An 18030-nucleotide genomic window follows, 5' to 3' on the forward strand; every position below is an offset into this window, starting at 1 on the left:
CGTCAACCCTTCTTGATGTTCTCTTAGGTTGACGAGTCGTTGGGTTTTTGCAACAGTTGGCTGCATGAGCCCGGTCAGACGCGGCAAAGAGCTGCCGATCTACAACCGGCTTCCCGTGCTCCGGGCCGAGCGCGGGATGACCCGAGCCGCGCTGGCGAGCGCCGTCGAAGTCAATCCACAGACCATCGGCGCGCTCGAACGCGGTGATCACTATCCGAGCCTGGACCTGGCGTTCCGGATCTGCGCGGTGTTCGACCTGCCCGTCGAGGCGGTCTTCAGCCGCGCGCCGTTCACGCCTCTTTCCACCCAGGTCTACCGCGAGGGGGGAGCATGACCGAGCAACCGGGCCGTCTCACGGCCTACTGGGAACGCCAGCTCGACAAACTCGAAGAAGCCGAACAGAACCGAGCGCGGAAGCTGCCGGGCTGGCGCACCCGGAAGCACCGCCGGACGCTCGTCGTCGTCCTGGTGCTCGCCGACCTGGCTCTGGTCGCCGGGGCCTCGCAGTTCGAAAGCCAGCCCAAGTGGGCCTTCCCGGCCTTCTGGCTGACCGGGCTGGTCGTCGGCGGGTGCGCGTTCCTCACGCTGCGCATCCTGACCGGCCGGATGTGCGGCAGCTTCTCGCGGCTGCTCGACGAACGCGAGCGCGAGTGGCGCCACCGCGTCACCTACATCGGTTACCAGGCGCTCAGCTACCTGATGCTGATCGCCATGCTGTACGGCCTGTTCGCCGCCGGCACCCCGGAACGCGGCGCCATGATGCTGTCCGCGCTGCTGGTCACCGGCACCACCATCCCGGCCATCGTGCTGGGCTGGTCGCTGCCGGACGACGACCCCGAAGACTTCGAAGAGGGGATCGGAAATGCCTGAGGGGACCCTGGAGATCGACCGGATCTCCAAGCGCTACGGCGCCAAGGTCGCGCTGGACGGCGTCTCGTTCGACGTCCGCGCCGGCGAGCTGTTCGGCTTCGTCGGCAGCAACGGCGCCGGCAAGACCACCACCATGCGGATCGCGCTGGGCGTGCTGGCCTCCGACGGCGGTGAGGTGCGCTTCGACGGCAAACCGGTCACGCACGAGACTCGTACCCACATCGGCTACATGCCCGAAGAACGCGGGCTGTACCCGAAGATGAAGGTGCTCGACCAGCTCGTCTACCTGGCCGAGCTGCACGGCCTGAACGCCAACGAGGCCCACCGCAACGCGGAAACCTGGATCACCCGGCTCGGCCTGGCCGAGCGCCGCAAGGACGAGGTGCAGAAGCTGTCCCTCGGCAACCAGCAGCGCGTCCAGCTCGCTGCCGCGCTGGTGCACGACCCGGCCGTGCTGGTGCTCGACGAACCGTTCTCCGGTCTCGACCCGCTCGCCGTCGACGTGATGAGCGGCGTCCTGCGGGAGAAGGCCGCCGCGGGGGTGCCGGTGGTGTTCTCCAGCCACCAGCTCGACCTCGTCGAGCGGCTGTGCGACCGGGTCGGGATCATCCGCGGCGGCCGGATGGTCGCCGTCGGCACGGTCGACGAGCTGACCGCGGGGGCGCGCAGCAAGCTCGTCGTCACCGCGCCCGCCGCGTCCCCCGGCTGGGCCGCGGGCCTGCCGGGGGTCGGGGTCCTGGAGCAGAACGGCGGGACCACCGTGCTCGACCTCGAACCGGGCGCGGACGACCAGGCCGTGCTGGCCGCCGCGCTGGCGACCGGGCCGGTCACCGAGTTCAGCCGCCGTCGCCGTTCGCTCACCGAGCTGTTCCGCGACGCGGTGTCCGAGAAGGGGGAAGCGCGATGAGGACGTTGAGTGGCCGGCGCGCCGTCTGGCTCGTGCTGAAGCGCGAGCTGAACACGCGGCTGCGCACGCGGTCGTTCGTGGTCGGCACCGGCGTCCTGCTGGTGCTGCTGCTGGGGTACGTCTTCTTCCAGACGTCGCTGGCCAGTTCGTCGGACAAGAACACGGTCGGGCTGACCGGCCAGGCGATCGGCATCGCCCGCCAGCTGCAGACCGAAGCGGCGCTTTCGGGCCGTGAGATCAGCACGGTCGTCGTCACCGATCCGGCGGAGGGCCGGGAGAAGGTCGAAGACGGCGACCTCGACGCGCTCGTCTCGGGCAGCGCTGCGCAGCTGACCGCCACCTACAAGTCCTCTTTGGACGACCAGCTGCGCCGGGTGCTCGACCAGGTCGCCCAGCAGCAGGTGCTCGACGGCGTGCTGTCCTCGGCGCAGCTGGAGCCGGCCGAGGTGATGGCCAGGGTCAACGGCACCCACGTCCAGGACGACGCGCTTTCGCCGCAGCCGGCGGACCAGACGCAGCGGCTGGTCGTCGGGCTGGTCGTGGCGTTCCTGCTGTACATGAGCATCATCACCTACGGGATGATGGTCGCCCAGGGCGTGGTCGAGGAGAAGTCGAGCCGGGTCGTGGAGATCCTGCTCGCCAGCGTGCGGCCGTGGCAGCTGCTGCTGGGCAAGGTGATCGGGCTCGGCCTGGTCGGCCTGACCCAGCTGGTCATCCTCGCGGTGGTCGGCCTCGGTGCGGCGTCGGCGACCGGCGTGTTCACGCTGTCCGGCTTCGCGACGGGCGCGGTGCTGTGGGGCCTGCTCTGGTACCTGCTGGGTTTCCTGTTGTACGCCACCATCTACGGCGCGCTGGGCTCGCTGGTCTCCCGGCAGGAGGACACCCAGTCGGTGGTCGGGCCGCTGAACATCATCCTGGTCGTCGGGTTCATCGCGGGGTTCAACCTGCTGGTCCAGAACCCGGCGGGCTCGGCGACGCGGATCGTCTCGCTGATCCCCCTGCTCTCCCCGATCCTGATGCCGGCCCGCATTGCGACGGGCGCGGCGGCGGGCTGGGAGATCGGGCTGTCGCTGACGCTGACGGTCGCCCTGGTCGCGCTGCTGACCTGGATCGGCGGGAAGATCTACGGCAACAGCGTGCTGCGGATCGGCAGCCGGATCAAGCTGACGGAGGCCCTGCGTGGCTGATCACGACGTGATCTTGCCGTACCGCTCCAAGGAAACCTGGCGCTCGTGGCTGTGGTCGACCATGGGTTCCGGGTACTCCTCGGGGCGCTCCTTCAGCTTGTGGACCGCCTTGCCCGGCACCGAACGCAGCTCCGGCACGTACTTGCGCACGTAGTCCCCCTGCGGGTCGAACTTCTCCCCCTGGGTCGTCGGGTTGAAGATGCGGAAGTACGGGGCCGCGTCGGTGCCGCAGCCCGCCACCCACTGCCAGTTCAGCTGGTTCGACGCCAGGTCGCCGTCCACCAGGTGCTTCATGAAGTGGCGGGCACCCAGCCACCACGGCAGGTGCAGATCCTTCACCAGGAAGCTCGCCACGACCATCCGCACCCGGTTGTGCATCCAGCCCTCGGCGAGCAGCTGCCGCATCCCGGCGTCCACGATCGGGTAGCCCGTCCGGCCCTCGCACCACCGCGCGAAGGCCTCGGGGTCGTCGTCGTGCTTCATGCCGTCGAACCGCTTGTCGTAGTTCTCGCGGGCCGTTTCCGGGCGGTGCCACAGGACGTCGGCGTGGAACTCGCGCCAGCAGATCTCGCTGCGCAACGACTTCGCGCCCACCCGGTCGTCGCCGGACAGGTCGGCCAGGATCGTGCGCGGGTGGATGCAGCCCCAGCGCAGGTACGGCGAAAGCCGCGTGGTGCCTTCGCGGTCCGGGCGGTCGCGATCCTCGTCGTAGGTCTCGATGCCGTCGTCGAGGAAGGCGTGCCAGACGTCCAGGGCCGCCTGCTCGCCCGGCTCGGGCAGCGCCGCGGAAACCTTGGGCGGACGCGGGATCTTCAGCGACTTCACCGGTTCGATCCAGTCCACAAGGGCCGGTCCGGTGTCCGCGGGCGAAGGCCAGCCACGGCCGGTCCAGGCGCGGAAGAACGGCGTGAAGACGCGGTACGGGCTGCCGTCCGGCTTGGTGACGCGCCCCGGCGTCACCGCGTACGGCGAACCCGTCTCGACCCACTCGATGTTGTGCTCCGCCAACGCTTTCGCCACCGCTTCGTCCCGGCGACGGCCGTAGGGACCGGTGTCCGCGCTGACGTGCACCGCGGCCGCGCCGATCTTGCGCGCCGCGCGGACGACCTCGGCCGCCGGGTCGCCGCGGACCAGCATCAGGCGGCCGCCGAGTTGCTCGTTCAGCTTTTCGAGACAGCCGTACAAGAACGCTTCCCGCGGCGCGCCACCGGGCTTCAGCAGCGCCTCGTCGAGGACGTACAGCGCGAGCACGTGCTTGCTGTGCTTCGACGCCTCCAGCAGGGCAGCGTGGTCGCCCAGCCGCAGGTCACGGCGGAACCACAGGACAACCGGCGCTTCTCGGGTCACGACGGTAAACGATAAACGCCCCGCCGTGCGGGTGCACGACGGGGCGTTTTCGCGGAATTGATCAGCGCTCGGACATCGGGATGTAGTCCCGGGTCGCGTGGCCGGTGTAGATCTGCCGCGGGCGGCCGATCTTGGTGGCCGGGTCGTTGATCATCTCGCGCCAGTGCGCGATCCAGCCCGGCAGGCGGCCGAGCGCGAACAGCACCGTGAAGAACTTCGTCGGGAAGCCCAGCGCCCGGTAGATCAGGCCGGTGTAGAAGTCCACGTTCGGGTACAGCTTCCGCTCGACGAAGTAGTCGTCGGAAAGCGCGGTTTCCTCGAGCTTCTTGGCGATGTCGAGCAGCTGGTCGCCGCCCTTCAGCTTGCCGAGGATCTCGTCGGCGGTGTTCTTGATGATCTTCGCGCGCGGGTCGTAGTTCTTGTAGACCCGGTGCCCGAAGCCCATCAGCTTCACGCCCTTTTCCTTGTTCTTCACGCGCTCGACGAACTTGGCGACGTCGCCGCCGTCCTGCTGGATGCCCTCCAGCATGTCGAGCACCGCCGCGTTCGCGCCGCCGTGCAGCGGGCCGAACAGGGCGTTGATGCCGGCCGAGATCGAGGCGAACAGGTTCGCCTCGGACGAGCCGACCAGGCGCACGGTCGAGGTCGAGCAGTTCTGCTCGTGGTCGGCGTGCAGGATGAACAGCAGGTCGAGCGCCTTGACGACGTCCGGGTCGACGTCGTACGGCTCGGCCGGGAAGCCGAACGTCATCCGCAGGAAGTTCTCGACCAGGCCCAGCGAGTTGTCCGGGTACAGCAGCGGCTGGCCGACGGACTTCTTGTACGCGTACGCCGCCAGCGTCGGAACCTTGGCGAGCAGGCGGATGGTCGACAGCTCCACGTTCGGCTCGTCGAACGGGTTGAGCGAATCCTGGTAGAAGGTCGACAGCGCCGAGACCGCGCTCGACAGAACCGGCATCGGGTGGGCGTCGCGCGGGAAGCCGCTGAAGAACGCCTTCAGGTCCTCGTGGAGCAGCGTGTGCCGCTGGATCTTCTCGGTGAAGTCGGCCAGCTGGGCCTGCGTCGGCAGCTCGCCGTAGATGAGCAGGTAGGAGACCTCGATGAAGGTCGACTTCTCGGCCAGCTGCTCGATCGGGTACCCGCGGTAGCGGAGGATGCCGGCGTCACCGTCGATGTAGGCGATGGCGGACGACGCGGCACCGGTGTTGACGAAACCGGGGTCGTAGGTGATGTACCCCGTCTGCGCCAGCAGCTTGCCCAGCTCGATCCCGGGCGCGCCCTCGACCGGGTGGACGATCTTGAACTCGTGCTCGCCACTCGGCAGGGTCAGCTTCGCGGTTTCTCCGCCGGACTGCCCCGCAGTCGTCGCGTCGGACATACAAGTCCCTCTCACGTTGGGCACGGGCCGGCGGCGCCTGTACGTTCCACAGGTAGCCACGTGTTCACGCGAGGAAACACTGGCGCCTCGCTGCACACCGCCCCGCTGGGGTATGAAGAATGCCCCTCAACGTTAGTCGAGAAACCCGCCTTCGCGCAGCGGCGACGTTGCCCGTGGGGGCCCATTTGGGACCAGGTTCACACGGTGGCCGCCAGGTCGGCGGACGTGGGCGGCTCGGCGCCGCTGCGGGACACCGTGATCGACGCCGCTTTCGCCGCGAAGGTGAGGGCCTCGCGCCACGCGCCGGCGTCGAGGGAGGCCAGGTCGGTGGCCTCGCGGGTGTGCAGCCAGGCCAGCAGCGCGCCGTGCACGGTGTCGCCCGCGCCGATGGTGTCCACCACGGTGACTTTTCGCGACGGCACGTGGGCCAGCTCACCTGCGGCGGTGATCACCGAAAGCCCGTCGGCGCCCCGGGTGAGCACCACGGCGTCCACACCGGACTCGATCCACGTCTTCGCGGCGGCGACCGGATCGGCGCCTCCGGTGAGCCACGCGGCGTCGTCGTCGGAGATCTTCAACAGCCGGACGTCCGGCAGCCAGGAGGTGAACCGGGCGCGGTAGGCGGCCGGGTCGGTGATGAGCGCCTCGCGGATGTTGGGGTCGAGCACGGTCAGCACGCCGCGGGCCGCTTCGCGCCGCAGCATCGCCTCGTACGCGGAGGCGCCGGGTTCGAGGACCATGCCGAGCGTGCCGAGTGAGAGCGCTGTCACAGCGTCGGCCAGCGGGCCGGGATCCGCGACCAGCCGGTCGGCGGTGCCCTCGACGTAGAACGTGTAGCGCGCGGCGCCCTTCGCGTCGAGCGCCACGACGGCCAGCGTCGTCGGCTCGTCGCCGCGCTGCAGCAGCGAGGTGTCGACGGCGGAGGCGTGCAGCCGCTCGATCATCGCCTCGCCGAACCGGTCGGTGGAGACGCGGGAGAAGAACGCCGCCGGCACGCCGAGCCGCCCGGCGGCCAGCGCGACGTTGTACGGGCCGCCGCCCAGCCGGGGCAGCAGCGCGCGCAGCCCACCGTCCACAGTGGAATCCAGGGGGTCGCCGGGAACCAGGTCGACCAGAGCTTCTCCGCCTACGACGATCACGCCGGGAGTTTAATTGACGCGGGCCTGACAATTCCTGTCCGCTATTTGTTCAAGCCACCGAGCAGCAGTTCGCCCAAAGCGGTGAACGCCTCGGCGTCGGACACCTCGGTCCGCTGGGCGAGCACGCCGGTCTGGATGCCCTCGATGATCAGCCCGGTCATCTCGGCCAGCAGCCGGGCGTGGACGTCGCGGAACACCCCGTCGGCGACGCCCTTGTCGATGAACTGCCGGAGCCGTTTCGCGGCGAACCGGCTGTTGAGCTGGTAGGCCTCCCGGGCCGGGCCGAACGCGGCGAGGTCGTGCATGAAGGCGGGCGACGCCCGGTTGAGGTGCTCGGCGACGCCGGCCAGATACTCCCCGATCAGCTTGCGGGCGTCGTCGATCCCGGCGATGCGCTCCTCGATCCGCTCCGCGGCGCCGCGGAAGAACCGGGTGACGACCTTGACGGCGAGCTGTTCCTTGCTGGGCGCGAGCGCGTAGAGCGTCGATTTCGAGCAGCGCAGCCGGCCGGCGAGGTCGTCCAGCGTGAAGGCGGCGAAGCCCTCGGCCAGGAAGAGCGCCTCGAGGTCGCCGAGCAGCGCCAGCTGGCGGGCGGTCGGCCGGCGGCGTGGTTCGGGGCGCATCGGCTCACTATCTCCTACGTCTTCCGGCCACCCGAGACGTGCCGTACGGTACTCTGCACTAGCCCACAGTACTGTTTTCAGTACCGCTTTGGAGGACAACGATGCCCGCCGAACGCTTGCTGCCCTCGTCGGAAGCGGCGGAACTGGTCGCGCTGACCAGGGAAATCGCGCGCGATGAGCTTGCGCCCCGCGCGGCAGCGGCGGAGGAAGCCGAGCAGTTCCCGCGCGAGCAGTTCCGCCTGCTCGGCAAGTCCGGCCTGCTGGGCCTGCCCTACCACGAGCGGTGGGGCGGCGGCGAAGTTTCGTACGAGGTCTACCTGCAGGTCCTGGAGGAGATCGCGGCGGCGTGGATGACGGTCGGCGTCGGACTGTCGGTGCACACGATGTCCTGCTACGCGCTCGCGGAGTACGGCACCGACGAGCAGCGCGACCAGTGGCTGCCGGACATGCTCGAAGGCTCACTGCTGGGTGCGTACGCGCTGTCGGAGACGAACGCGGGCTCGGACGCGGCGGCGCTGTCGACGCGCGCGCGTCTCGACGGCTCGGACTACGTCGTCAACGGCACCAAGGCGTGGATCACCCACGCGGGCGTGGCGGACTTCTACACGACGATGGTCCGCACGGGCTCGGACGAAATCTCGTGCCTGCTGGTCGACGGGGCCACCGAGGGGCTGTCGGCGGCTCCGCGGGAGCGCAAGATGGGCCTGACCGGCTCGCCGACGGCCCAGATGATCTTCGAAGACGCCCGCGTACCGGCCACGCGGCTGCTGGGCTCGCGCGGCGACGGGCTCCGCATCGCGCTGTCGTCGCTGAGCTCGGGGCGGCTCGGCATCGCGGCCTGCGCGGTGGGCCTGGCGCAGGCGGCGCTGGACGAAGCGGTGGCGTACGCGAAGGGCCGGTCGCAGTTCGGCCGTCCGATCATCGACTTCCAGGGCGTCGAGTTCATGCTGGCGGACATGGCGGCGACGGTGGAGGCGTCCCGCGCGCTGTACCTGGACGCGGCCCGGTGGCGTGACCGCGGGATGCCGTTCAAGCGCCAGGCGTCGATCGCCAAACTGGTGGCGACGGACGGCGCGATGAAGGTGACGACGGACGCGGTGCAGGTCCTCGGCGGGGCCGGGTACACGCGGGACTTCCCGGTGGAGCGGTACATGCGCGAGGCGAAGGTGCCGCAGATCTTCGAGGGGACGAACCAGATCCAGCGGGTCGTCATCGCTCGCGAGCTGAAGAACGCGTAGCTCGATCCAGCGATCGGTGTCACCGTTCGGGGACGGCTAGCGTTTTCGCATGCCCGGCCATCTGCTGACCATCGAGGAGTACGCGGCGCTCGACGCCACCGGTTTCACGGAGCTGGTGGAGGGCCGCGTGGTGCCCTCGCCCGGCTCCGGCCGCCGGCACGACCTCGCGGTCTGCCTCCTGGCCGCCGCCCTCGAGCGGCAGCTGCCGCGCGGGCTGGCGTTCGTCGTCGCCAACGACGTGGACCTGGGGTTGTCCCCGGACGGCGAGCCCGGCTTCGTCCGCCGTCCGGACCTGCTGGTCCTCGACCGTGCCGCGTTCGGCCGTGCGGAAGGCCTGCTGCGCGCGGAGGACGTGGTCCTGGTGGCCGAGGTGGTGGTGCCGGGTTCGAAGCGCACGGACTACCGGGTGAAACGCGACGAGTACGCCGACGCCGGCATCCCGCACTACTGGATCGTCGACATCACGGGGCCGGTATCGCTGGTCGCCTGCGACGGCCACCTGGCCGCCGCCGCGGTCACCGGCGTGTTCAGCGCGCAGGTCCCGTTCCCCGCACGGCTCGACCTCGACGCCTTGGCCCCTTGAACGCATGGTTCACCGCGTCGAGGTAGAAGTGTCACACGCTCGGTACAGATACGGTCACTCTTGGTTGCACTTGAGCCCGTGAGACAATGCCAGGCGACGTGAGGAGCCGCTGTGATTGCACTTCCCAAGCCGGGCGCTGCTCGACGGTGGGAGATCCCGGATCACCTGCTGACGATCGAGGAGTACGCGGCGCTCGGTGAAACCGACACAGGTTTCACCGAACTCGTGGAAGGCCGCGTCCTGATGTCCCCCAGCCCTGTCGCCGATCACAACATCGCGGTGTTCGAACTCGGGCAGCAACTTGCCCCGCAGTTGCCGAGCCACCTCCGTGTTCTGCCCGAAACCGATGTGAACCTCGGCTTGGCGCCTCCGGGCAAACCCGGTTTTTCCCGGCGCCCGGACCTGCTCATCGTCGAGAGAGCGGCCATCGCCCGCGTGCGGCAGGACAGTGCCATGCTCCGAGCGGAGGACGTCGCCGTCGTCATCGAGATCGTGTCCCCGGGTTCGAAACGCACCGACTACCACGTGAAGCACGACGAGTACGCCGATGCGGGAATCCCGCACTACTGGATCATCGACATGAGCGAGCCCATCTCGCTGGTCGCGTGTCACCAAGCCGGCGAATTCGGCCATATGGACGCCGCCGCGGTCACCGGGACCTTCGCCACCGACGTCCCGTTCCCGGTCAAGCTGGACCTGACCGCACTGCTCGGCTGATCGGGCAGCACGCCGGTACCGCCCGGTCACCGGCGTGCCACCCGAAACTCAGCGCGTCTCCCGGTAGCGGCGGTCCTTCGAGACGCCCTCACCCAGTGACTCGTCGAAGTGGTACACCTCGTCGCCCCGGACGAACACGCGCAGCGCGCGGTTCATCACGTCCAGCGGGTCGCCGCTCCACAGCACCACGTCCGCGTCCAGGCCCGGCGCGAGGGAGCCGATCTGCCCGTCCAGCCCCAGCATCGACGCCGGGTTGACGGTCAGCGCACGCAGCGCCGTCGCCGGGTCGAGGCCGTCCTTCACCGCGAGGGCCGCCTGGTAGACCAGGAAGTTGATCGGGATCACGGGGTGGTCCGTCGTGATCGCGATCCGCACGCCGGCCCGCGCCAGGATGCCGGCCGAGCGCAGGGTGCGGTTGCGCAGCTCGACCTTGGACTTCGTGGTGAACAGCGGCCCCAGGATCACCGGCACCTCGCGCTCGGCCAGCAGGTCCGCGATCAGGTGGCCTTCGGTGCCGTGGTTGATCACCAGCTTGTAGCCGAACTCGTCGGCCAGCCGGATCGCCGTCACGATGTCGTCCGCGCGGTGGACGTGCTGGTCCCAGTACAGCTCGCCGTCGAGGACCTTCGACAGCGTCTCCAGGGTCAGGTCCACCTCGTGCGGCTTGCCCTCGGACTCCGCGTGCGCGCGCTTCGCCTGGTAGTTGCGGGCCTTGGTGAACGCCTCGCGCAGGATCGCCGCGACCCCCAGCCGCGTCGACGGCGTCTGCTTCTTGTCGCCGTACACGCGCTTCGGGTTTTCGCCGAGCGCGCTCTTCACGCTGACGTGCTCGGCGAACGTCATGTCCAGGACGCTGCGGCCCCAGGTCTTGACGCCGATCGTCTGGCCGCCGATCGGGTTCCCGGACCCGGGCTTGATGACGACGCTCGTCACACCGCCGGCCAGCGCGTCGTCGAAGCCGGGCTCGTAGGGGTCGATGCCGTCGACGGCCCGGAAGCGGGCGCCGTTCGGGTCGGTCATCTCGTTGGTGTCGTTGCCGGCCCAGCCTTCGCCGTCCTCGTGGACGCCGAGGTGGGCGTGGGCGTCGATGAAGCCGGGCAGCACCCAGGTGCCGGCCGCGTCGACCAGTTCGGCGTCCTCCGGGATGTCGACGTCGGCCTCGGTGCCGACCGCGACGATCCTCCCGCCGTCGATCAGGACCGTGCCGCCGTCGATGGGATCACCGTCGATGGGGACGACATAGCCCCCGACAATTGCCTTCGCCATAGTTCGCCACGCTAACGAACTCACCCCGGCGTCTGCACGCGGGTGTAGGGCCAGCCGGCCAGTCCGGTCTCCAGAAGCTCGAAGGCCCGAGCCGCCTCGGCGCCGATGGTGTCGGCAATCCGGTCGTCGGCCTGCCCGGCGAGGGTCAGCGCCCGAACGCGCTCGAAGAGCACGCGATGGACGGCGCCCAGCATCCCGGCGGCCGTCTCGACGGCGACGTCGTCCGGCCGGACCCGGGCGGCCTCGGCCAGCGTCTGGGCCAGCCGCTGTTCGCGCTGGTCGTGGAGGCCACGCAGGCACGTCGTCAGGGTCGGGCTGTCGGCGATCACGCGGGCGAGTTCCGGCCCGCAGAAGCCCGCGACCGGACTGCGGGTGGCGACGGCGTCGGCGAACGTGCGCCGCAGCGCAGCCGGCACCGATTCGCCCGGCGAGCGCGTGGCGACAGTCTCGGCCAGGGAGCCGACGAACTCCTCTTGGTCGCCCAGGGCGAGGTCTTCCTTGCGCGCGAAGTAGTTGGTGACGGTCTTCTTGGCGACGCGGGCAGCGTCGGCGATCTCGACGATGGTCGTCTGTTCGTACCCCTGGGCGATGAATAGCCTGGTGGCATGTTCGGAGATGAGCTGCCGGGTTTCCCGCTTCTTCGCCTCGCGTAGCCCGGTGGTCTCGATAGCCATCACGCAATTTTACGCTCGTAGCAAGTTTATGTTGACACTCTTTTGAGTGAAAAAGCCGGGTAATCTTACGTCGACACTAAGTTTACGATGGACTTAAAATTCCTACTCTTCTCCAAGTGCACCAGCTCGTGGTTGTTCTCGGGCGTCCGATGCGTCTCCTGGTACCCATGCTTGGCGTAAAGATGCAACGGTCCGACACTTTTCGAGCCTGTGAACAGCCGGAACAGCGTCACCTCCGCGGGCGCCGCCGATTCCGCGAACCGCAGCAGCGACCCGCCCAGCCCGGACCCCTGCCGGTCCGGCGCCACGACCAGGCGGCCGATCACCGCGACCGACCCGGTCACCGTCAGCCGCACCGACGCCACCAGGCGACCCGACTCACGAAGCCCCCAGGACAAGCCGGCCAGGGCCGCCCGCGTCTCCTCCAGCGTCTCCAGCAGCGGCGGCAGGTCCAGGTCCCCGTGCGCCCGGGCCTCGGTGACGTACGCGGCCCGTTGCAGCGTCAGGACTTCGCCCGCGTCGGCGACGCCCAGGCGAAGCGGCGTCACGGGACCCGGATGCCCCAGCTGCCCGTCCACGACGCCGACGGCTCCAGCTCGATCAGGTCGGTGCCCGTGTTGAGCGCGTCGGCCGGGCAGGTCATCGGCTCGATCGCGACCGCGCGGCCGCGGCCGATCAGGTCGTCCGGGGTGAACACCTGGGCCCAGCGGAAGTCGGGGCCGGTCCAGACGAGCAGGTGCGTGCCGTCGTGGCTCAGGACGATGTGGTGCCGGCCGTCCTCGGCCGCCGCGAGGCCGCCGAACGCCGTGTCGAGGTTGACGCCGGCCAGCACGCGGCCGGCGCGGAAGTCGTACTCCGTGCCTTCGACGTCCTGCTCTTCGGCGTACGGCATCTGCTCCTCGGGAAGCGACGGGCGGACGCGGCTCGCCGGGAGCGTCAGCGTCAGCTCGTCGGTCGGGACGTCGCCGATCCGGAAGTACGGGTGCGTGCCGACGCCGACGCCGATCGGCTGCTCGCCCTCGTTGCGGATCTCGTGGGTGACGGTCAGTTCGCGCGGCGCGACTTCGTACGTCACCGTCGCGCGCAGCGGCACCGGCCAGCCGGGCAGCACCTCGACGTCGACGGCCAGGGTGACCGACGACTCGGCGTGCTCCAACAGCTCCCACTCGAGGTGGCGGGTCAGGCCGTGGATGGCGTTGCCGCGCGCCTCCTCGGTGACCTCGAGCTGCTGGGTCTCCCCCTGGAACGTCCACCGGCCGCCCTTGGTGCGGTTCGGCCAGGGCAGCAGCACCTGCCCGGCGCCCATCGGCGGCTTCGCGTCTTCGGGGAACTCCTCGACGTACGGCACGCCGGCGACTTCGAACGCGCGCAGCCCGGCACCGATTTCGGTGACGACGGCGCGGGCGTTGCCGCGGGTGATCTCGAACTGCTGACCGGTCGGGTTGCCCATGCGCACGACCTTACCGATCCACGAAGTCACTAGACCGGTCGTCATAGTTTGCGCTACGGTTCGGTCATGGTTCGCCGCACCGACACGCGGCAGCGGATGCTCGACACCGCCGCCGACCTGTTCCAGACGCAGGGCTACCACGCCACCGGGCTCACCCAGCTGACGACGGCCGGCGGCGCGCCGAAGGGGTCGCTCTACTTCCACTTCCCCGGCGGCAAGGAGCAGCTCGCCGCCGAAGCCGTCCGGCTGTCGAGCGAGCGCACCGGCGCTCTCCTCGAAGCCATCCTGAACGACGCCCCCAACGCAGCGACCGGGATCGACCGCGCGGTCGAGGCGCTCGCGAACTTCCTCACCGAATCGGACTTCCAGCGCGGCTGTCCGATTGCGACGGTCGCCCTCGATGCCGCCGCGACGAGCGAATCCATCCGGGAAGCCTGCACGGACGGCTACGAGTCTTGGCACGGCATCCTCAGCGGCTACTTCGCAGCACAGAACCTCTCCGCCGAGCGCGCCGACGAGCTCGCCACCATCGTGCTCGCCGCGATCGAAGGCGGGCTGCTGCTGGCCCGCACCCGACGCGACCTCGCGCCGTTGCGCGCCGTCGCCGCCCACCTGCACACGACCCTCGACCGGGAGTTCTCCTGATGCGCGTCCACCACCTGAACTGCGGCACCCTGCGCCCGCTCGGCGGCCGGCTAATCGACGGACGGCCGGGCCTGCTGCGGCGCGCCACCATGGTCTGCCACTGCCTGCTCCTGGAGACGGACACGGGCCTCGTGCTCGTCGAGACCGGCATGGGCACGCCGGCCGCCGTCGACCGGAACGCCTGGCTGGGCACGGGTTTCGTCCGCCAGTCCAACCCGGTTGCCGACCCGGCGCAGACGGCGATCGCGCAGATCCGCGCGCTCGGCTTCGACCCGGTGGACGTCCGCGACATCGTCCTGACCCACCTCGATCTCGACCACGCGGGCGGGCTCATCGACTTCCCGTGGGCGCGGGTGCACGTCTACGCCGAGGAGCTGCGGGCGTTCACCGACCCGCGCGCCGACGAGCGCGGCCGGTACCGCCGGATCCAGTTCGCCCATGGTCCACAGTGGACGTCCTATGCGGACACCGGCGAGCCGTGGTTCGGTTTCGGCGCCGTCCGGCAGCTGGACGGGCTGCCGCCGGAGATCCTGCTGGTCCCGCTGTCCGGGCACACGCGCGGGCACGCCGGGGTCGCCGTCGACACCGGGCACGGCTGGCTGCTCAACGCGGGCGACTCGTACTTCTTCCACGGCCAGGTCGGCGCCGGCCCGCACTGCCCGCCGGGGCTGAAGTGGTTCGAAGGCCACATGGAGACGGTGCGGGGTGCCCGGCTGGACAATCACCGCCGCCTGCGCCAGCTTGTTCAGGAGCACGGCGACGAGGTGAGCGTCTTCGCCGCGCACGACGAGACCGAATTCCTCCGGCTGAGCACCAGGAGCAGCGTATGAAGGTGCACCACCTGAACTGCGGAACGATGCGCCCGGCGGGTGGCAAGCTGCTCGACGGCGAGCCCGGCCTGCTCCGGCGGGCGGAGCTGGTCGCGCACTGCCTGCTCATCGAAACCGGTGACGGCCTGGTGCTGGTCGACACCGGCTTCGGCAGCCAGGCCGTGGCACGCCCGGGCGAGTGGCTGGGCCGCCCGTTCCTGGCGATGGTCGGCGCGAAGCCGGCGGCCGCCGAGACGGCGGTCGCGCAGATCAAGGCCCTCGGCCTCGACCCGGCCGACGTCCGCCACCTCGTGATGACGCACCTCGACGTCGACCACGCGGGCGGGCTGGCGGACTTCCCGAACGCGGTGGTCCACGTCCGGTCCGAGGAGCACCGCGCGGCGACGGCCCCGGCGAACGCGGCGGAGAAGAACCGGTACCGCGCGGCGCAGTTCGCGCACCGCCCGCTGTGGAGCACCTACGACGAGAAGGGCGAGCCCTGGTTCGGCTTCGAGGCGGTCCGGTCGCTGAAGGGCCTGCCGGAGGAGATCCTGCTGGTCCCGCTGACCGGCCACACGCGCGGCCACACGGGCGTGGCGGTCGACACGGGCACCGGCTGGCTCCTGCACGCGGGCGACGCGTACTTCTTCCACGGCCAGCTCGACCCGGTGGCCCCGCACTGCCCGCCGGGGTTGACGGCGTTCCAGACAATCGTCCAGACGCTGCGCGGTCCCCGGCTGGAGAACCTGGCGAGGCTGCACGAGCTGGCGCGGACCCACCAGGACGAGGTCACGGTGTTCTCGGCCCACAGCGCGATCGAGCTGGCCGCACTGCGCCGATGATTCCCACCGGACGATTTTTCGCCCCATCCGACCCTCCGGCGACGGGAGGTCAGATGGTGGCGAAGACGTCGTGGAGCGCGGCCGTGCCGACGGCGGACGCCGCGCAGCCGGGCAAGCTCGTGGAACGGTCCGAGCCGCGGATCGCCAAGGCGTCCGCCGCGCCGGACCGGGCCACCAGACCGCGCCGGGCGAGTGGTTCTCGTCGCCGGGCGCGGTCGCGCGGCCCCGCTTGCCGCAGTTGCCGCCCGCCGAGACGTTGCCGGAGCGGCAGCTCGCCGGCCGGTTGTGATCAGCCGGCCGCGAGGGCCTGCTTGACGAGCGGGGCGAGCTGCTCCGGCGTCATCTTCGCCGGGCCGGTGTAGTTGACCAGCACCGGAGTGCCCCCGACCAGCTCGCCCGAGACGAGGGTCGCGGCCTGCTGGCCGTCGACGTAGTAGACGGCGCCGTCCGGGAAGCCCGGGACGTCCTGTGCGCCCGGCTTCGCCTTCTTGATCGCCGCGAGCATCTCGGCGGGCTTGCCCTTTTTGCCCTCGTAGCGGGTCACCGCGAGCGCGCCCGCGGCCTTGCCGCCGTTCTGGTACTCGCAGCTGCGGGCCTTGCCGCCGTTGGCCGCGTTGTCCCGGACCGGGCCCGGCACCGCCTTGAGGTTGTCGAGGAACAGCGCCTTCGAGACGGCCTCGGCGGGCAGCAGCTTGCACGGGTCGAGCGACGCCGCGGAGGCGTTCGTGCTCGGCGCGGGCTTCGGGGCGGCGGACGGCGAGGGCGTCTTCGACGGCTCGTCGCCGGAGGAGCAAGCGGTCAACGCGGCGGCCAAAGCGACAAAAGCGACAACTAGGGTACGCATGTTCGCACCCTACCTAGGCCGTCGGCGCCCGGTATCGCCAGAAGGCCGGGAGCACGAGCATCGACGCGCAGACGAGCACGATCACCAGCAGCCCGCCGCCGGTCGCCGCGGCCGTAGTGCCGAACGCGGCCGCGCCCCAGCCGTGGGTGAGGTCGGCGATCCGCGGCCCGCCGGCGACGACGACCGTGAAGACGCCCTGGAGCCGTCCGCGCATCTCGTCGGTGGTCGCGACCTGCAGGATCGCCATCCGGTAGACGGCGCTGACCATGTCCGCGGCGCCGGCCAGCGCCATGAAGACGACGGCGAGCCAGAGCGAGTGCGCGAGCCCGAACCCGGCCACCGCGGCACCCCACGCGCAGATCGACACGACGACCGCGACGCCTTGGCGGTGGATGCGCGTCAGCCAGCCGGAGAACAGCCCGATCAGCATCGCGCCCAGCGGCAGGGCCGCGTAGAGCCAGCCGAGCGCGGGGCCGCCGCCGGGCGGGTCGCCGAAGGTGCGTTCGGCCATCTCCGGGATCAGCGCCCGCGGCATGCCGAAGACCATGGCGATGATGTCGGCGACGAAGGAGGCCAGCAGGATCTTCTGCCCGGCGAGGTACCGGAAGCCGTCGACGACGTCCCGGACCCCGGCGCGGCGCGAAGGGCCGTTGAGCGGCGGGAGCGCCGGCAGCCGCCAGACGGCGAAGAGGGTGATGGTGAGGGCGACGACGTCGATCAGGTAGAGGGTGGAGAGGCCGAGGACGGGGATGAGCGCCCCGGCGAGCAGCGGCCCGAAGACGGCGCCGAAGGTGGACATCGTGGTGTTGAGCGCGTTGGCCGACGGCAGCAGTTCGCCGGGCACGAGCCGCGCGACGACGGCACCGCGGGTCGGCATGTTGATCGCGAAGAAGGCCTGGTTGACGGCGAGAAGGCCGAGAACGAGCCACACGGAGCCGAAGTTCGCGAAGGCCTGCAGCCAGAGAAGGGCGGAGGTGATGGCGACGCCGACGTTGGTGACGAAGAGCAGCTTCCGCCGATCGACGGCATCGGCGACGGCGCCGCCCCAGAGCCCGAAGACCAGCAGCGGCAGGAGGGCGACCAGGCCGGTGAGGCCGACGTAGGCGGAGGACCCGGTGAGGTCGAAGACCTGCTTGGGCACCGCAACGGCGGTGAGCTGAGTCCCGACGGCGGTGACCACAGTGGACAGCCAAAGCCGCCGGAAGGCCGGAATCTTGAGCGGCCGGGTGTCGACGATGATGCGGCCGAGAAGCTTGCGGATGCCCGAGCGGGGCGGCAAGGTCCCCGGTTCACCAGTCACGACACATCAGCTTAGCGGGGCTAACTATCTGAAGTCGCGTGATTTTCCTCGCCCCGGCGACACAGCGCCTGCCTCACCGCCCGAACCGCACGCTGACGCCCAGACCCGCACCCCACCCAGACCTCCCCCCGCCGCCCCGATCCAAAGCTAGAACACGGCCGGTGGTGCCGGGTCAAGGCATCTTTCCCGCCTTGACGCGGTACCACCGGCC

21 protein-coding genes are annotated in these 18030 nt (G+C 70.2%); 10 read left to right on the top strand and 11 right to left on the bottom strand.

Annotated features, from left to right (window positions below; all coding sequences use genetic code 11):
* Window positions 1-64 precede the first annotated feature (64 nt).
* The 4 genes from ACWEVN_RS09710 to ACWEVN_RS09725 are packed head-to-tail and all read left to right on the top strand — an operon-like array spanning window position 65 to window position 2964.
* Window positions 65-334 (top strand): helix-turn-helix transcriptional regulator, encoded by a 270-nt coding sequence (locus ACWEVN_RS09710; protein WP_452050929.1) that lies wholly within the window; start codon window positions 65-67, stop codon window positions 332-334.
* Window positions 331-870, top strand: a complete 540-nt coding sequence (locus tag ACWEVN_RS09715; protein WP_452050930.1) for a hypothetical protein — start codon at window positions 331-333, stop codon at window positions 868-870. The genes ACWEVN_RS09710 and ACWEVN_RS09715 overlap by 4 nt, the downstream gene beginning before the upstream one ends.
* Window positions 863-1777: an ABC transporter ATP-binding protein gene (locus ACWEVN_RS09720; protein WP_449685827.1), complete on the top strand. Its 915-nt coding sequence runs from the start codon at window positions 863-865 to the stop codon at window positions 1775-1777. The genes ACWEVN_RS09715 and ACWEVN_RS09720 overlap by 8 nt, the downstream gene beginning before the upstream one ends.
* The gene (locus tag ACWEVN_RS09725; RefSeq protein ID WP_452050931.1) at window positions 1774-2964 is read left to right on the top strand and encodes an ABC transporter permease; all 1191 of its coding nucleotides are present in this window, start codon (window positions 1774-1776) and stop codon (window positions 2962-2964) included. Before ACWEVN_RS09720 ends, ACWEVN_RS09725 begins: the two co-directional genes overlap by 4 nt.
* Here ACWEVN_RS09725 and ACWEVN_RS09730 read toward each other — a convergent pair whose 3' ends face one another.
* The 4 genes from ACWEVN_RS09730 to ACWEVN_RS09745 all read right to left on the bottom strand — a co-directional run bounded on the left by ACWEVN_RS09730 (window position 2965) and on the right by ACWEVN_RS09745 (window position 7451).
* On the bottom strand, window positions 2965-4311 hold the full coding sequence (locus tag ACWEVN_RS09730; protein WP_452050932.1) for a cryptochrome/photolyase family protein: 1347 nt from the start codon (window positions 4309-4311) through the stop codon (window positions 2965-2967).
* Window positions 4312-4372: 61 nt separating this feature from the next.
* On the bottom strand, window positions 4373-5689 hold the full coding sequence (locus ACWEVN_RS09735) for a citrate synthase (protein ID WP_310968644.1): 1317 nt from the start codon (window positions 5687-5689) through the stop codon (window positions 4373-4375).
* 197 nt (window positions 5690-5886) lie between these two features.
* The gene (locus ACWEVN_RS09740) at window positions 5887-6828 is read right to left on the bottom strand and encodes a carbohydrate kinase family protein (protein WP_452050933.1); all 942 of its coding nucleotides are present in this window, start codon (window positions 6826-6828) and stop codon (window positions 5887-5889) included.
* A 41-nt stretch (window positions 6829-6869) separates the two neighbouring features.
* Window positions 6870-7451: a TetR/AcrR family transcriptional regulator gene (locus ACWEVN_RS09745; protein ID WP_452050934.1), complete on the bottom strand. Its 582-nt coding sequence runs from the start codon at window positions 7449-7451 to the stop codon at window positions 6870-6872.
* A gap of 101 nt (window positions 7452-7552) precedes the next feature.
* Here ACWEVN_RS09745 and ACWEVN_RS09750 point away from each other — a divergent pair, with 101 nt between their 5' ends.
* From ACWEVN_RS09750 to ACWEVN_RS09760, 3 genes are all read left to right on the top strand, one after another.
* Window positions 7553-8689 carry an acyl-CoA dehydrogenase family protein gene (locus tag ACWEVN_RS09750; RefSeq protein WP_452050935.1) on the top strand — a complete coding sequence of 379 codons (1137 nt, stop codon included), beginning with the start codon at window positions 7553-7555 and terminating at the stop codon, window positions 8687-8689.
* A 49-nt stretch (window positions 8690-8738) separates the two neighbouring features.
* Complete coding sequence (locus ACWEVN_RS09755; RefSeq protein WP_452050936.1) at window positions 8739-9272, top strand: Uma2 family endonuclease; 534 nt, start codon at window positions 8739-8741, stop codon at window positions 9270-9272.
* Between the two features lie 111 nt (window positions 9273-9383).
* The gene (locus ACWEVN_RS09760; protein WP_452050937.1) at window positions 9384-9989 is read left to right on the top strand and encodes a Uma2 family endonuclease; all 606 of its coding nucleotides are present in this window, start codon (window positions 9384-9386) and stop codon (window positions 9987-9989) included.
* A 48-nt stretch (window positions 9990-10037) separates the two neighbouring features.
* Here the strand turns inward: ACWEVN_RS09760 and ACWEVN_RS09765 are convergent, their stop codons facing one another.
* From ACWEVN_RS09765 to ACWEVN_RS09780, 4 genes are all read right to left on the bottom strand, one after another.
* The gene (locus ACWEVN_RS09765) at window positions 10038-11255 is read right to left on the bottom strand and encodes an amidohydrolase (protein WP_452050938.1); all 1218 of its coding nucleotides are present in this window, start codon (window positions 11253-11255) and stop codon (window positions 10038-10040) included.
* Between the two features lie 20 nt (window positions 11256-11275).
* The gene (locus ACWEVN_RS09770; protein WP_449685835.1) at window positions 11276-11929 is read right to left on the bottom strand and encodes a TetR/AcrR family transcriptional regulator; all 654 of its coding nucleotides are present in this window, start codon (window positions 11927-11929) and stop codon (window positions 11276-11278) included.
* Between the two features lie 65 nt (window positions 11930-11994).
* Window positions 11995-12507 carry a GNAT family N-acetyltransferase gene (locus ACWEVN_RS09775; RefSeq protein ID WP_452050939.1) on the bottom strand — a complete coding sequence of 171 codons (513 nt, stop codon included), beginning with the start codon at window positions 12505-12507 and terminating at the stop codon, window positions 11995-11997.
* Window positions 12474-13379, bottom strand: coding sequence for an aldose 1-epimerase family protein (locus tag ACWEVN_RS09780; protein ID WP_452050940.1), 906 nt, complete (start codon window positions 13377-13379; stop codon window positions 12474-12476). The genes ACWEVN_RS09775 and ACWEVN_RS09780 overlap by 34 nt, the downstream gene beginning before the upstream one ends.
* Before the next feature lie 66 nt (window positions 13380-13445).
* Here ACWEVN_RS09780 and ACWEVN_RS09785 point away from each other — a divergent pair, with 66 nt between their 5' ends.
* The 3 genes from ACWEVN_RS09785 to ACWEVN_RS09795 are packed head-to-tail and all read left to right on the top strand — an operon-like array spanning window position 13446 to window position 15675.
* Window positions 13446-14024 (top strand): TetR/AcrR family transcriptional regulator, encoded by a 579-nt coding sequence (locus ACWEVN_RS09785; RefSeq protein ID WP_452050941.1) that lies wholly within the window; start codon window positions 13446-13448, stop codon window positions 14022-14024.
* Window positions 14024-14854, top strand: coding sequence for an MBL fold metallo-hydrolase (locus ACWEVN_RS09790; RefSeq protein ID WP_452050942.1), 831 nt, complete (start codon window positions 14024-14026; stop codon window positions 14852-14854). Before ACWEVN_RS09785 ends, ACWEVN_RS09790 begins: the two co-directional genes overlap by 1 nt.
* The gene (locus ACWEVN_RS09795) at window positions 14851-15675 is read left to right on the top strand and encodes an MBL fold metallo-hydrolase (RefSeq protein ID WP_452050943.1); all 825 of its coding nucleotides are present in this window, start codon (window positions 14851-14853) and stop codon (window positions 15673-15675) included. The genes ACWEVN_RS09790 and ACWEVN_RS09795 overlap by 4 nt, the downstream gene beginning before the upstream one ends.
* 49 nt (window positions 15676-15724) lie before the next feature.
* Here the strand turns inward: ACWEVN_RS09795 and ACWEVN_RS09800 are convergent, their stop codons facing one another.
* From ACWEVN_RS09800 to ACWEVN_RS09810, 3 genes are all read right to left on the bottom strand, one after another.
* Window positions 15725-15850 carry a hypothetical protein gene (locus ACWEVN_RS09800; protein ID WP_449685841.1) on the bottom strand — a complete coding sequence of 42 codons (126 nt, stop codon included), beginning with the start codon at window positions 15848-15850 and terminating at the stop codon, window positions 15725-15727.
* A 114-nt stretch (window positions 15851-15964) separates the two neighbouring features.
* Entirely contained in the window at window positions 15965-16519 is a 555-nt protein-coding gene (locus tag ACWEVN_RS09805; RefSeq protein WP_452050944.1) for a DUF3558 family protein, read from the bottom strand.
* A 13-nt stretch (window positions 16520-16532) separates the two neighbouring features.
* Complete coding sequence (locus tag ACWEVN_RS09810; RefSeq protein WP_449685843.1) at window positions 16533-17798, bottom strand: MFS transporter; 1266 nt, start codon at window positions 17796-17798, stop codon at window positions 16533-16535.
* Window positions 17799-18030: the final 232 nt, after the last annotated feature.

This window comes from Amycolatopsis sp. NPDC003861, from assembly GCF_053605405.1.